Origin of the sequence: Streptomyces violascens (assembly GCF_014649955.1) — a bacterium.
Lineage (GTDB): Bacteria > Actinomycetota > Actinomycetes > Streptomycetales > Streptomycetaceae > Streptomyces > Streptomyces violascens.
On record NZ_BMUA01000001.1, the window covers coordinates 342179 to 356962 of the forward strand.

Consider the following 14784-nt stretch of genomic DNA (forward strand, 5'->3'; position numbering starts at 1 on the left):
GAACCGGTACGACCGTGCTCCCTCACGGGGCTCCTTGCCCCGAGGGCGTCCCGGATCCGATGTCCGTCCGACCCGGTGCCAGGAGTCTCGTCGCCGGGTCGGCGCCGAGTCGACGGGTTTCCCGTTGACCGGGGGAACAGGAAACAGGGAAACCCTGCGGACAGCGCCCGCCCGCGCCCTGCCGTACGGTCCAACTCGCCGTGCCAGTAAGGCGTTTGCCGCACGGCCATTGGCTAAGGTGCCGTGATGGACGCAATGGATGTATACGAGTCTGCGCTCGGCCTCGTCGGCGGCACCCCGCTGGTCCGGCTCCGCACCGGCGGTGCCGCCGCTGTCTACGCGAAGCTGGAGTACCTGAGCATCGGGGGCAGCGCGAAGGACCGGATCGGGCTGCGCATGATCGAGCAGGCGGAGAAGGACGGGCTGCTGCGGCCCGGCGGGACCGTCGTCGAGGCCACCTCCGGCAACACGGGCATCGGGCTCGCGCTGGTGGCGGCCGAGAAGGGGTACCGGATCGTGGTGGTCGTCTCCGACCGGGTCAGCGCCGAGAAGGTCGACACCCTGCGAGCGTTCGGCGCCGAGGTGGTGGTCAAGCCAGCCGGCCTGCCGCGCCAGCACCCCGACCACCCGATGAGCTTCGCCGCCCACCTCGCCGGGACGACGCCGGGCGGGTGGCTGGCCGACCAGTACGACAACCCGGCCAACCCCGAGGCGCACTACCTGACCACCGGGCCGGAGATCTGGCGCCAGACCCGGGGGCGTGTCACACATCTGGTGTCCTGCATCGGGACCGGCGGCACGATCAGCGGCGCCGGACGCTACCTCAAGGAGGTCAGCGACGGTGCCGTCGAGGTGATCGGGGCGGACCCCGCCTCGTCGGTCTACTCCGGAGGCGACGGCCGCCCCTACTTCATCGAGGCGGCCGGACACTTCCTGCACCCGGACACCGCCGAGGACGTCTGGCCCACGTCCTACCACCCCGGTGTCGTCGACCGCATCGTGCCCGTCGCCGACCGGGAGGCCCTTGACACCCTGCGCCGACTCGCCCGCGCACAAGGGCTGTTGGCGGGTGGTTCTTCCGGTACCGCGCTGGCCGCGGCCCATCGGGTCGCCGCGGATGCCGGGCCGGACGCCGTCGTGGTGGTGATCCTGCCCGACTCCGGAAGGCAGTACCTCTCCAAGTACTTCAACGACTCCTGGATGCTGCGCCTGGGCTTCCTCGACGGCGACGAGAGCGCCCCCAGGGTCGCCGACGCCGCACCCATGGCCGACGTCACCTCACCCCTGCCCTACCTCAACAGCCGCACCTCTGTCGGTGACGCGCTGGAGGTGCTCCGCGCCAGGAAGCAGGGCGGCGCGGACCCCGTCCTGCCGGCCGGCCCCTGTCCGGCGGGCCCCGACCGCCGCCCCACCGCGCCCGAACTCACGGGATCGGTCACCCTGGCGGCACTCGAAGCGGCCCTGCACGACGGCACGGCGAGCCCGGCCGATCCCCTGTCTGACCACCTCGAAGCGCCGCTCCCCCACTTCGGCTACGGCGAACCCGCCGCGGCGGCCCTCGGCACACTGACCGGGCACGCCCAGGACACCGCGGTCGTCCTGCGCGACGGCTGCGCCCAGACCCTCATCCAGTCGGCCGATCTCCGCGCGCTTCTCCCCACCCCTCGGTGAGCCTGCCCGGGCCACCCGGGGCGGTGGCCGCCCTGTGCAGGGTTCGCAGGGCCAGGAGGAGTACGCCGATGTCGTCCAGGTAGATCGGGTCCGGGAGGAGGTCGACGGGGCTGATGACGTAGAGCAGTGCGCCCCAGAAGGCGGCCTTGTGGGTCAGGGGGACCCCGGCGTCCTGGAGCACTTTGCGGGCGCGGATCAGACGTACCGTCAGAACGACCGCAAGCACGGCGGTCGCGAGGAGGGCGAGGGCCGCGAGGGCCAGGGCCACTTTCACTTCGGTGCTCATCGCGCTGCCTTCCGTCGCACTCCGGCGGCGATGCTACTGAAGCCGGCCCCCGGCGAGCAGTGGCGCGCTCATGTGATGCCATCTCCTCGCAGCAGGCCCCGGCGACCGGGGCGGCCGCCTCGTCACCCCCCGAGTACCGTGCCCCGGGCGGTTCATGCGAGGTTCAGCAACCGGGTGCCCCCTTGCCGCCGCGCTGCGGGAGGCTGAGGTTGGGGGTGCCGTCCGGCCAGGTGAGGGCGATCGTCCTGGTCGAGCCGTCGGGGCCGAGCTGGACCACCGGGGTGGGCTTGCCCGCCGGGGTGCCGTCCGTGCGGAACGACAGCCAGCCGCTGGCCCCCGGCAGCATCTGGGCGCAGTAGAACTGGTGCAGGATGCCCGTCTCCAGGCCCGGGTTCTTCAGCCCGACGGCGTCGCGCCGGCCCGCGCTGATCGCCGCCACCGCCGCGTCGTGGGTGAGCATCGCCTGCCCGCTGCCCAGGTCGGCCGGGTCGAAGGTGAGGGTCGCCACCTCCTTGTCGGCGGTCAGCGGCTGGCCGGTGCAGGGGTCGGGACGGCCGGTGAACGCCGCCCAGAACTGGTCGTAGTTGTGCTTGGCGTCGGAGCCGGGGCAGTCCTTGCCCCACTCGTCAGGGCTGGCAAGCGCGGTGTACGCGACGGTGACCCGGCCCGATGCGATGCCGTTCAGGACGCCCTTGTCGCGGATGGACTCCGAGGCATCGTCACCGGCGAGGATGTGCAGCTGGGGAATCCCGCAGGGTGCGCCCTGCACCCAGTTCTCCACGAACGCCCCGAGGTCGCGGCCCCGGCCCGCGAAGTACACGACGGACGGGGCGGCCTGGCACAGGTTGGCGTGCATGAGGTTGAACTGCTGGACCAGGTAGTCCTGGCGGCCCGATCCGGCGGGCAGGTCGCTGGGCGAGGTGTACGGGAGTACGGTCACGGTGCGGTTCGGCGTCTTGAACCTGGTCTTGGCCGCCTCGGCGAGCGTCTGCGTGTAGTCGTCGCCCGTGACACTGTCCGCGACGACGGCGAGGGAGGTCACGGCCGGCTTCAGGTTGGATACGTACTGGTTCGCCGCGACCACCGAGTCCGCGTTGGTCGGGGAGACCCGGAACATGTCGACGATCTGCTTCTTGCCGGTGGGGTCGGCCGGGTCGAGGTTCATCGAGTCGCCCGTCACCGTCGACCCGATGACGGGAATGTGCAGCTGTGCGGAGATCGCCGCGGCGGCGCGCCGGGTCTGCTCGGTGGACTGGCCGAGCCCGACGACCGCCGAGATGCGTTCGGCGCTCATCTGCTCCTTCAGCTCGGCCACGGTGTGGTCCCACGAGGCGTACTGGCTGCCCATGTTGGCGAGGTACAGCTTGATGGCGGGCGTACTGCCGTAGGCGGCGGTGTTGTTGGCCCGCCACACGGCGGTGAGGGCGCCCTCGATGTTGGGGTAGAGCGAGTCGTAGGTGAGGGTGTCCACGTCGGACACCGGCGAGAGGTCCAGCATCAGGACGACGCTGGTGTACGGGCCCTTCACCGCGTCGTTGGCCGACTTGACCATGTGCTCCAGCTCCCGCATCCGGGCGGGTTCGTGGTCGGTGAACGGCCCGCTGTCGATGTTCACGCCCGCGCAGGCGAGCGGGGTTCCAGTCGCGGTCATGCCGGTGCCGCAGGTCAGCGAGGGCGGGAAGAGCCTGTCGTAGCCCCAGCGGCCGCCGAACACGAGGCCGGTGAGGATCACGAGCGCCGCGAGGAGCGAGAGGACCGGGTGACGGCGCAGCCGGCCGAAGCGGGGGTTGCCTACAGCGGGTGGCATGGACACTCCTTGCGGTGCGGTCGGCGGGCGCGGGGGTGCCGCGTCCGCCGCGGGGCTAGGCGAAGGCGGCCGCCGCCTGCTGCAGCGGACTGACGTCCAGCAGACGGGAGTTGTGCGCGAGGCGGGTGAAGCATTCCTGTATCTCGCCGTCCCAGCGCCGGGTGTGCTCGGTCAGCGGGTCGCTGTACAGCCAGAGCAGGGCGAGCAGCTTGGCGGTGGCCACCGCGAGGACGGTCTGCCCGCCGTCCTCGACCCCGTCGAGCAGCAGCGCGTACGCCTCCTGGGGCGAGTGCTCGTACAGCAGCCGGCAGGGCGCGGAGGAGAGGTAGTCGAGCAGCCGGATCCAGGCGCGGTGGTCCTCGTCGAAGCGGTCCGCGAGGGCTGCGGCCACCGGTGCGAAACGTCCGAGGGCCAGGTCGTGGAAGAGTCCTCGCTCGACGGCCGCGGCTTCGCCGCCGTGCGCGGGCAGCGCGGCCAGGGCGACGGACTGCGCGGCGAACAGCTCGTGCCAGGGGCTCGTCCCGTCGGGGCGCGCGGGCCGGGCTGTGTTCAGCGCGGTGAGTGCGGAGCGGGTCAGCCAGGGGTGCAGCGTGGCGGGCCCGTCGGAGTCGCCCCAGCCGATCTGGCGGATGCGCGAGTGGCGGTGGGTGAAGGTGCTCACCCACAGGTGCCGGCGCAGGAGTTCCAGGCTGCGCGGAAGCTCCGTCGAGGTGGCGGGAAGGCGCGGGTCCTGCGCGGTGCGTACGTCGGCGAGGTAGGCGGCCGCCAGGACGATCGCGGGGGCGGTGCTCCAGGCGGTGCCGGGGACGGGCAGCCCTTCGGGGAGGCTGGTCTCCAGGGCGTGGGCCCACAGCGGCGTGCCGTCCTCGTCGGCCGGGGCGAGCAGCGATACGGCGGGTCCGTGCGGGCCGGGGTGTGCACCGAACGGCTCGTCGAGTACGGCGGAGACGGCGCCCCGGTGGCCTCCGGTGAGCCGGTGGACGACGGATGCGGGCAGCGGCCGGGCGGGCGAGGGGTCGGAGCGGCCCATCGCGTAGCCGACCTGCTCCTCGGTCATCGGGTCGAGCCACACCGGGTACCACCAGGCGGCCGCGGGCCCGCGCTCGACGGCGACGGCCGCGTCGTTCTCCCGCGCCCACAGCGTCCGGGTCGCCCGGGAAAGGAGCGGGACGCGGCGCTGAGGCGTTGCGGCCAGCGGCGTCGAGCGCCAGGGCTCGCACCACCAGGACGTCCACTCCGACTGCCACTGCTCGCACGCGGCCAGCACGAGCAGCGGGTCCGCCGCACCCGAACCGTCCATGTCGGCCGCCTGGTTGCGGGACCGGGCGCCCGCGAGTTCGGTGAGGAAGCGACGCCCGGCCGGGGTCTGCGCGCCGTCCACCAGGAGCACCCAGGCGTGGTCGTGCCGGTCGCGGCGGGCGCCATGGGCGGGCAGTACGCAGGAGCAGGCGGAGCGCAGTGGCGGATGGCGTTCGGCCTGGTCCTTGACGTCGGCGAGGAAGGCGGCCATCAGGGGGCCGACCGCGGCGGAGCGCGAGGTGGAACTCAGTCTGATGAGCGCGTCGATGGAGCGCGCGGATTCGGCTTCGGGAACGCTGATGTGCCACCTGAGCGCGTCCCGTACGCCCCACCGTGCGGCGCTCTGCAACAGGGATCCGATCACGGGCTTGGCCTGGTCGCGGACGGCGGACACCACCTCCCGCGCGGGCCCCGAGACCAGGGGGCTCAACGCTCCCTGGGCGACGACGTCCATGGTGGCCGCCGCGGCGTGTTCCACCCCGGCGGCGAACCTGCCCGACCGGCTGTTGCGCGTGTACTGCTGTATGAGCTCACGTATCTGGTCGGCGGCCCGGCCCCGGTCCGCGTCCAGGTTCTCGTTCAGGGCGAGCAGCCCGAGCCCGAAGCGGTGGAACACCGGCCCGCGGCGCAGATTGTCCCAGCCGCGCATCATCTGGAACGCGACAAGGGCTGCCGCCGACACCGGGTCGACGGGGTTCTCCTCGAAGTCGAGCCCCGCGTGCACCACGGTCCCGCCGCACGCCCGCGACACGGCCCGCAGCAGATCGGTCTTCCCGGACCCCCGAGGCCCCAACAGCGCGACGACCGGCTGCCGTTGCCCCGGATACCGCCACAACATGTGCCGCAGGAACGCATCGGCGCCCCCTGCCGCATCAAGATCCCCCACCGCACTCACCGCCCCCGGAACCGACACGCACAAGGCGCACCTTCCGCATCGATTGAAACGGAAGGTAACACCGGAGGGACAGGCGGCGACGGGTGTTCCACCACATCCGACCACCGGATCGACGCCCGTGCGGCAGTTGCGGGGATTTGGGAACTGGAGGCACCAACCCCCGTGCGGCCGTGGTTGGTCGAGGCGTTGCCGTCAGGTGGTCGGCAACGCCGTGACCGGGGCCGTTCTGAGGTGGGCCGTGCCCGAGCGGACCGCCCAGGCGAACACGGCGAGCGACACCGCCCCCACCACGCCGGAGTCGTACGGTGCCGGGAGGTGGCCCGAGCCTCCGAAGGTGCCGAGCCACGACAGCAGGGTCAGTGCGGCGAGGTGGAAGACGATCCAGGCGCCGTGCCGCAGTTCCTGAAGCGTGGAGCGCCCCTGCTCGTCGCGGCGCAGCAGCAGGAACAGGGGAACGCCCGCGAGGACCAGGGGCAGGGCGAGCCGCAGGTGGTGCCAGCCCGACCAGAAGACGAACTCGCTGGCCACCAGGAAGCTGATGGGCGCGATCCAGTGCACGCCGGGCACCTGGCCGTCCGCCGGTGGAAGTCCCCTGTCCTTGTCGTGGGCCCGGAACGCGGCGGCGGCGACCGCCGAGGCCGCGTACACGAGCAGGTACATGTCGCCCATCACGCTGACGATGTCCTGCCAGCCGCCGAACGGCAGCATGAAGACGATGATGACGAGCAGGTTCAGCACCAGGGCGCGGCGGGCCGTCCCGGAGCGGGGGTCGATGCGCATGAAGAAGCGGGGCAGCAGGCCGTTCTTGGCCAGCGCGTAGGTGTGCCGGGCGTCGATGGCGACCCCGACGTAGGCCGACCCACCGGGCGACACCACCGCGTCCGCGTACAGCAGGGTGGCCAGCCAGTGCAGGTTGAGGACCAGGGCGAGCTGGCCGAAGGGCGAGTCGAAGTTCACGCCCTGCCAGCCGTGGCCGAGCAGGGAGTCGGGGACCGTGAAGAGGAAGGCCAGTTGCAGGCCGAGGTAGACGAGCACGGCGAGCCCGATGCCGGTGAGCACCGCGAGCGGCACGGTGCGGCGCGGGTTGCGGGCCTCGCCGGAGAAGTCGAGGGGTGCCTGGAACCCGTTGACGGAGTACACGATCCCGCCGCCGGCCAGGGCGGTCAGACAGGCCGCGTAGCCGTACGGTGCGAAGCCGCCGTGATCCGTGAGGCGGCCGGAGTGCGTGCCGGAGAGGAACAGCGCGACCACCGTGAGGACCGGGATGAGCACCTTGAACAGCGACACCAGGTTGTTGAGCTTCGCGAAGGTCCGCACGGCGAACCAGTTGAGCGCCGTCAGGAGCACGCTGAGCCCGGTGGCCACGGCGAGGCCGGAGCCGGTGAGGCGGCCGTTGTGGTAGAGGCTCGGCAGATAGTGCGCGGCGTACTGCATGATCGCGCTGATCTCCGCCGCCGTACCGCCGACCGAGAGCAGCACGGACCAGCCGACCACGGTACCGACGAGGCGGCCGCTCGCGTACAGCGGCCACCGCACGGTGCCGCCGCCTTCCGGGCGGGTGGCCCCGAGTTCCACCATGACCAGAGCCACCAGCGCGCACAGCACGCCCGCCCCGACCCAGGAGAGCAGGGCTGCGGGCCCCGCGGTCTGGGCGGCGAACATGGCGGCGAACAGCCAGCCCGAGCCGAGGATGTTGGAGAACCCGATCGCGGTCAGGCTCCAGAACCCGAGTTCCTTGTGGAGCCGCCGCTCCTCGCCCAGTACGGTCAGGACCGAAGGGGTCTCCCCCGGCTGGATCGGCCGCACGCGCACCCGCCTCCTCGCATGACTCACGACACAGGAGTGCCCAGCGTGTCACGCCATGGGCCGTGCGTCGCCGAGGAAGACGACCGAGTCCTCACGGGTTTCGACCGAGCCCCGCCCGGTTTCGACCGGGACTACCAGGTTTCGACGGCGAAGCTGACGCCCGCCGTATCCGTCTGGAGGCTCAGCTTCACATCGCCGCTGGTGATGTCCACATCGACCGAGCCTCCCGCGGCCGCGAGCTGCACGGCCTGGACGCCGTGCCATACGTTGCCGTCGTGCAGGGCGACGCGGACCGAGCCGGTCGCCGGGGTGTCGGTGATCTGGTCCATGCCGAGGTGGAGTCTGCGGTTGTAGCCGGCCCACGCGCTGCCGTGCGGCAGCAGGACGACGGTGGGCTGGGCGCCCGGGTCGACGCGGCCGGTGATCCATTGGGGCATGTCGGTCTCCTCAGGCGGTGAGTGCTGGAACGAGAGCGTCCAGTCGCGCAGTTCACTGGTGCTGGCGAGGCGGCAGTAGTCGAGGTCGAGGCCGTTGGACTCGCCGTACTGGTGGAACATCCAGGCGGCCTGGATTCCGGGGTTCCCGGCGGCGCGGCCGGCCGTGGCGATCCACAGGAAGTCGGCGTAGAAGCCGTTCCGGTCGACGTTCCACCAGTAGTCGAGGTTGGCGTACATGCCGACGGGATTGCGCGGCAGACGGCTCTTGACATATCTCAACCACGCGTCCTTGTAAGCGCGTTGAGTCGATTTGGGGACGCCGGAGTTCGCCGGGTCGTAGCCCTCCCAGTCGAGGATCACCACGTCGCCCGGCTGCCAGTTGACCCGGTCGATGAAGTAGTCGGCCTCGGCCTGGGCGCTGTTGCCCATGTGGGGGTAGTGGTACGCCCCCCACACGAGGCCGTTGGCCTTGGCGTGGTCGCGCTGGGTCACCCAGCGGGGATTGATGTACGAGAGCCCTTCGGTGACCTTGACGAAGGCGAAGGACAGGCCACTCGTGTTCGGTGTCGACGACTGGTACGACGCCCAGTCCTGCCCGTAGATACCCATCAGCAACCTCCGCGAGCGAGCCGGCCGGAACCACCCCTCCCCTCCTCTTGCTTGCCCGCTGACGGGCGGGCCGACTCACCGCCGGCGCGTCCTGTGGCGCCCAACGCGAAGGGCCGCCGGCACGTGCCGGCGGCCCTTCGGTCAACTGTCTTGCCCGCAGCGGGAGTTACTGGGCTGCGCTGGTGCGGTTCCTGCGGCGGTGCAGGGCGAAGGCGATGCCCGCGCCGCCCACCGCGAGCGCGCCCGCTGTGATCCCGGCCGGGACGAGCGCCGAGGAGGAGCCGGTCTCGGCGAGGGTCTCGCCGGCCGTCTGGGTCGTCGGGTTGTTGCCCGAGCCGCCCGTGCCGGACGTGCTGCCCCCGGTCGAGGAGGCGGGCGGGGTCGCGTGCTCGGGAATGTCCGTGACGGACTTGACCGACCCGTCGGCGTTGAGCAGGACCTGCTTGTTATTGGGGTGCTTGAAGTCGAACGCAGAGGTCAGCGCGTTCGCGCGGGCGTCGAAGGAGGCGTCGCCGATCCGTCCGGTGTGCCAGTTGTCCTCGATGAAGCGGGTGATCGACGCCTGCTCGGTGCGGGTGTGGTCGACCGAGTTGACCTTGCTGTAGGGCGAGATGACGAGCAGCGGCTGGCGGGTGCCGGGGCCGCAGCGGTCGGAGTAGCCGCCGGCCGCGGCCGGTCCGGCCTGGCAGGCCGGGCTGTCGGGAGCCTTGCCGTCGGAGCCGGGCTTGGTGTCCTTCGAGCCGTTCTGCGGCTTGGCGTACGCGTGGTCGTACCAGCCGTCCGAGTCGTCGTAGGCGATGACGACGGCGGTGTCCTTCCACTCCGGCGACTGCTGGAGCTTGTTGATCTGCTCGACGAGGAAGTGCTGCTCGTCGATCGGGTCGGAGTAGGCGGCGTGGCCGTCCTGGAACTCCGCGGCCTTCAGGAAGCTCACCGCCGGCAGGTTGCCGGCCTTGAGCGCCGCGTCGAAGTCGCTGAGGTCGTAGTTGTGGTTGGCCTGTCCGCCGTGGCCGATCTCGGCGGTGTTCTTCGGCGGCAGGTGGTGCGGGTTGGCCGTGGACTTGTAGTACTGGAACGGCGAGTGGTGCGGGCTGTAGTCGACGGCCGCGGCGCCGCCCACGTTGGTGTGCGTGCTGCCCGAGCACTTCGCGTAGTCGCCCTGCTTGCCGTCCCACGCGGTGCTGGGCCGGAAGCCGCCCTGGAACCAGCCCCAGGTCACCTTCTGCTCGTTGAGCAGGTCACCGATGTTGCGGCCCTGCATCGCGGCGAGCGCGTTCTTGCTCGTGTGGTCCTTGCCCGAGCAGTCGTCGTACGCCGGGTCCGGGTCGTTGACGAGCGTGCCGACACCCTTGGCGTCCGGAGAGATGACCGTGTACGGGTCGGGCTTCGCGGTCTGCTTGGGGTGCTCGGTGCCCGAGGCGGGGTCGGTGGAGATCACGCCGTGGGTCTGCGCGGAGATGAGGTTGAGCGCGCCGGGTGTGGAGGGCCCGTAGGTGGTGCTGAACGAGTTGTCGCCGAGCGAGTAGTGCTGGGCGTAGTTCCACATCGCGGTGACGGTGTTGCCGTCGTAGTAGTCCATGACCAGGCCGGGCTCGCCGAACAGGTTGCCGGAGCACTTGCCGGAGTCCGTGTTCTGGACGTAAAGGTCGGCCTTGCCGCCGTTGGCGGCGTACTGCTCGGGCCCGTAGCCGTGGTTCTGGTCGCAGGTCATGGCCTGCTGGGGGGTGAGCCGCTTGGGCAGGTACTGGTTCGGGTTCTTCGTGAGGAGCCCGGCGTTGCGCAGGGTGTCGATGTCCTTCGGGGTGTGCTTGTCGGCGGTGAACTTCGTGCCGTCGGTGTTCGCCGCCACCGGGTACGCGCCGAAGTAGTGGTCGAAGGACACGTTCTCCTGGAAGAGCACCACCAGGTGCTTGACCGGGGTGGCGGTCTGGCCGCCGTGGTGGTCCGCCGAGTCCGCCGCGGCCGGGACCGTACCGCTCAGGAGGCCGAGTGCTGCCGCTCCGGCGAACGCTCCCCACCGTCTGGCCCAGCGCCCCGGACCCGCCGCGCTACCTTTGCTGCCCATGCTCCGCGTGCCTCCACTGGCGTCCGCTTTCGGCCGCCGTCGTGATGTCGTTGACGAGACGCGATGTTTCGCGCGGACCACTACACCGCGACAGCGACACCGTGTCCTCCTGGTGAACACCCAGTCAGGAATACCAGGCCAAAACTTGACTCTCTGTTGGTGCAATGCGGCCGGTCGGGCGACCGTCAAGCAAGCAGGGCCCGCCCGAACCAGTCTGTCCGGTCCCGCACCCCCGGCAGAGCGAAGAAGTAGCCGCCGCCGAATGGCTTGATGTAGTCCACCAGAGGCTCGCCTTTCAGCCGTTTCTGGACGGTCTCGAACTGCCGGGCCAGGTCCTGCTGGTAGCAGCAGAAGACGAGCCCCATGTCCAGGTCGCCGTTGGCGTCCATGCCGCGGTCGTAGTTGTAGCCGCGGCGCAGGATCCGCTGGTTCTCACTGGGCTGTCCGGAGCGCGGGTTGGCGAGCCGGATGTGGCTGTCGAGGGGGATCACATCGCCCTTGGGGTCCTCCGCGAACTTCGGGGTGTCGAATTCGGCGGAGCCGTCGAGCGGGGCGCCGGTGTCGCGGCTGCGGCCGAACATCCGCTCCTGCTCACTGATCGAGACCCGGTCCCAGAACTCCACCAGCATCCGGATCAGCCGCACGACCTGGTAGCTGCCACCCGCCGTCCACGCGGGCTCGCCGCCCCCGGCGCCCACCCACACCAGCCGGTCCATCGCGGCCGCGTCGGAGGTGTCGGGGTTGGCGGTGCCGTCCTTGAAACCCATGTGGTTACGGGGGGTTCCGCTGGGCCTGGGCGGGCTGGTGTAGCCGTCCATGCGCCAGCGCACCTGCATCCCGCCGCGGGTGTGCCGGGCTATGTCGCGCAGGGCGTGCAGAACGACGTCCGGGCTGTCCGCGCACAGCTGCACGCTCAGGTCGCCGTGACACCAGGCGGCGTCGAGGTCGTCGTCGGGGAAGGCCGGCATCGCGGTGAGCCGGGCCGGCTTGCGGCTCTTCAGGCCGAACCGGTCGTCGAAGAGCGAGGCACCGACGCCCGTCGTCACCGTCACCCCGCCGGTGGGCCCCTGCGGGCCGAGCACCCCGGAGTCGCTCGGCGGCGCGGTGATCCCCACCGGTGCCGGTGTGCCGCCGGTGGCCAGGAAGCGGGCCCGCTCCGTGAGCGTACGCAGCAGCTCGGTGAGCTCCCTGCGGTCCGCGGCGGTCACGTCGAAGGACACCAACGCCGTTGCCCGCTGGGGAGGCTGGAGGATTCCGGCCTGGTGCACGCCGTGGAAGTCCACGGGCGCGGATGCCTTGCCCGCGTCGTCCGCCAGGGCCGGGCGGGGGATCGCGCCGCTCAGGGCGGCCCCGGTGACCGCGGTGCCGACCCCTACTGCCGCGCCCCGCAGGAAGCCGCGCCGTCGTACCTCGCTCATGCTGTCCTCCGCGCATCACAGATCGTCGCCACCGGGGCGAGGAGTTCCACCGCCTGGCCGACGTCACTGTTGACCCGTTGCCGGTCCTGTCGGCCGAGCCGGTCGAGCGGCGTCCAGTGGCCGCCCGCGCCGAAGCCGTCCAGGGTGTGCTGGGTGCGGTCCAGCCACGCGTCGAGGCGCGGCAGGTCCGGGTAGCGGCTGGTGAGCAACGGGCGCAGCAGGGTGAGGAGTTCGCGGGTGCCGTCGAGGTTGGCGCGGGCGGTGGCGAGGTTGGTGCCGCTGCCGTAGTCGGTGCGGCCGGTGAGCTCCGACTGGGCCGTGGCCTCCAGGATCTCGTGGGCGCGCAGCCCCAGCTGGGCCGGGTCGAGGCGTTCCTGCGGCCAGCTGTCCCGCAGGGCGTGCACGGCCTGGGACAACCGGTCGGCAGGACCGCGCAGGGAGGCGGCGGACTCGCCGTGCCACAGCCCGTATTCGACGCGGTGGAAGCCCTCGAAGTCCTTGGCCGACGCGGCTTCGGAGGGGGCGGGGCCCGCGCCGTTGATGGCTGCGTCCGCATCGCCGAACGCGTCGTACGCGGCGCCCATCCGCTCGTACACCAGGTGCGCGGGCAGCCAGGCGTCCCGTGCCGAGGCAAGGTCGCCGTCGTCGATGGCACGCTTCAGCTCGTCGGTGCGGTCGGTGAGTTCAACGGTTTTGGCCGCGATCCACTGCTGATAGGAAATGGCCACCGGGATGAGGTCGTGCTGGGTCACGGGGACCGCTGCCGGGCCGCTGCCCGTGCTCGCGCCCGCGATCTTCACGGTGGGTCCGGTGACCGCGTCGGCGTCGTCCGGCAGGCACTTGAAGGCGTACGAGCCGCCGCCGAGGACCACGCGCATCTCGCGGGTCGTGCCGGGGGCGAGGCCCTCGACCTCCCCGTAGACGGCGCCGGTCGCGGGGTCGGTGAGATCGACTTCGGCCGCCGAGGAGGACGTGTTGCTCAGCGCGAACACCTGCGGGCCCGGCGCCGCACTGCTCCAGCCCTTGCCGCAGGCGCCGGGCGACACCTCGACGGTGGTCGGGCCCTTCGCCGCCAAAGGCTTCGCGTCCGAGGAGCCGCCGCCGGACGAGGCGAGGGCGTAGACGCCCGCGCCCGCCGCCACGAAGGCCACAGCCAGGGCCAGGGCCGCAGTGGTGGGCCGGCCGCCGGGCGGCCAGGCCTTGCGGGCCGCTGCGGCGGACCCCTCGTCGGGTTCGGCCGGTTCCTGACCAGAACCCGGATCGGGGTCGTGCATCACGGCACTCCGTTCGTGTCAGCTGCGAGGGGGCGACGCCGCTCATGCTAGGCACCCGGCCGGGCCCGAACGCTCATCCGGGTGGCCGGGTGTCCAGATTTACCCCTGAGTTCACCGACACGACACCGGGTCGGGCCACGAACGGCGGATTGCGCCGCTCGTCGCCGACCGGATCTCGACTACGTCACGTCCTCGCCGGCCGGTTCGGACGGCGCCGCGTCCTCACCGAACGGATCCGGACTACGCCGCGTCCCCGCCGACCCGGATCACGATCTTGCCGTGGGCGTGGCCCGTCCGGCTGAGCTCGAACGCGTCCGCGAGCCGCTCCAGCGGGAACGACTCGGCGACCGGGACCTTGAGCTGCCCCGCGTCCGCGAGCGTGGCGAGGGCTTCGAGGCCGGGCCCGTCGGGGCGCACCCACATCCACTGGCCGCCCGCCTCCATGACGGACGGGTCGGCGATCGAGGCGTGCCGGCCCCCTTCGCGCAGCACCGCCAAGGTGACGTCGAGCACCCCGCCGACGTAGTCGACGACGACGTCCACGCCCTCGGGGGCCAGCGCCCGGACGCGCTCGGCGACGCCGTCGCCGTACGTCACCGGCTCGGCCCCCAGCTCGCGCAGCCGGTCGTGGTTGCGCTCGGAGGCCGTGCCGATGACCCGGGCACCCATGGCCTTCGCGATCTGTACGCCGAACGTGCCCACGCCGCCCGCGGCGCCGTGCACGAGCACCGTGTCGCCCCTGCCCGTGCCGAGCCGGGTCAGGGTCTGCCGGGCGGTGAGCCCCGCCAGGGGGACGCCCGCGGTCTCCTCCCAGCTCAGGGACTTGGGCCGGCGGGCGAGCGCCCGTACGGGGACGGTCACGAACTCGGCGAAGGTGCCGCCGTGCACATAGTCCTTGCGGGCGTACGCGAAGACCTCGTCGCCCGCCTTCCACTCGGGGGTGTCGATGCCCGTGCGCTCCACGACACCGGCGACGTCCCAGCCCGGGACCACCGGGAAGACCGTGTCCATCATGCCGTCCAGACCGCCGGACATGATCTTCCAGTCGACCGGGTTGACGGCCGCGCAGCGCACCCGCACGACCACCTCGCCCGGGCCCACCTTGGGCAGTGGCTGCTCGGTCAGGCTCAGGACCGAGTTGTCCCCGTACGAGGTGTACGTCATGGCCTTCATGGTGCTCTTCTCGGTGCTTGCGGGGCTGGTGGGCATCGCGTGCT

10 protein-coding genes are annotated in these 14784 nt (G+C 71.6%); 1 reads left to right on the forward strand and 9 read right to left on the reverse strand.

The genetic code is table 11. From position 1 onward, the window contains the following. The first annotated feature begins 246 nt into the window (after nt 1-246). On the forward strand, nt 247-1671 hold the full coding sequence (locus IE206_RS01645; protein WP_226598631.1) for a pyridoxal-phosphate dependent enzyme: 1425 nt from the start codon (nt 247-249) through the stop codon (nt 1669-1671). Here IE206_RS01645 and IE206_RS01650 read toward each other — a convergent pair. From IE206_RS01650 to IE206_RS01690, 9 genes are all read right to left on the reverse strand, one after another. After that, nucleotides 1625-1957 (reverse strand): YkvA family protein, encoded by a 333-nt coding sequence (locus IE206_RS01650; protein ID WP_189959850.1) that lies wholly within the window; start codon nt 1955-1957, stop codon nt 1625-1627. The two genes, IE206_RS01645 and IE206_RS01650, sit on opposite strands and share 47 nt — an antisense overlap. 163 nt (nt 1958-2120) lie before the next feature. After that, nucleotides 2121-3764 carry an ABC transporter substrate-binding protein gene (locus tag IE206_RS01655; protein ID WP_189959853.1) on the reverse strand — a complete coding sequence of 548 codons (1644 nt, stop codon included), beginning with the start codon at nt 3762-3764 and terminating at the stop codon, nt 2121-2123. Nucleotides 3765-3819: 55 nt separating this feature from the next. Then, nucleotides 3820-5976 carry an ATP-binding protein gene (locus IE206_RS01660; RefSeq protein WP_189959855.1) on the reverse strand — a complete coding sequence of 719 codons (2157 nt, stop codon included), beginning with the start codon at nt 5974-5976 and terminating at the stop codon, nt 3820-3822. A 174-nt stretch (nt 5977-6150) separates the two neighbouring features. After that, complete coding sequence (locus tag IE206_RS01665; protein ID WP_226598820.1) at nt 6151-7755, reverse strand: APC family permease; 1605 nt, start codon at nt 7753-7755, stop codon at nt 6151-6153. 140 nt (nt 7756-7895) lie between these two features. Continuing rightward, on the reverse strand, nt 7896-8810 hold the full coding sequence (locus IE206_RS01670) for a glycoside hydrolase family 25 protein (protein WP_189959859.1): 915 nt from the start codon (nt 8808-8810) through the stop codon (nt 7896-7898). Nucleotides 8811-8976: 166 nt separating this feature from the next. Further along, a complete protein-coding gene (locus IE206_RS01675) occupies nt 8977-10875 on the reverse strand; it encodes a phospholipase C (protein WP_189959861.1) in 1899 nt (632 codons plus the stop codon). 185 nt (nt 10876-11060) lie between these two features. Then, nucleotides 11061-12293, reverse strand: a complete 1233-nt coding sequence (gene efeB, locus IE206_RS01680) for an iron uptake transporter deferrochelatase/peroxidase subunit (protein ID WP_189959870.1) — start codon at nt 12291-12293, stop codon at nt 11061-11063. Continuing rightward, nucleotides 12290-13567 carry an EfeM/EfeO family lipoprotein gene (locus IE206_RS01685; RefSeq protein ID WP_189959873.1) on the reverse strand — a complete coding sequence of 426 codons (1278 nt, stop codon included), beginning with the start codon at nt 13565-13567 and terminating at the stop codon, nt 12290-12292. Before IE206_RS01685 ends, efeB begins: the two co-directional genes overlap by 4 nt. Nucleotides 13568-13807: 240 nt before the next feature. Beyond that, nucleotides 13808-14740 (reverse strand): NADP-dependent oxidoreductase, encoded by a 933-nt coding sequence (locus IE206_RS01690; protein ID WP_189960726.1) that lies wholly within the window; start codon nt 14738-14740, stop codon nt 13808-13810. Between the last annotated feature and the right edge of the window lie 44 nt (nt 14741-14784).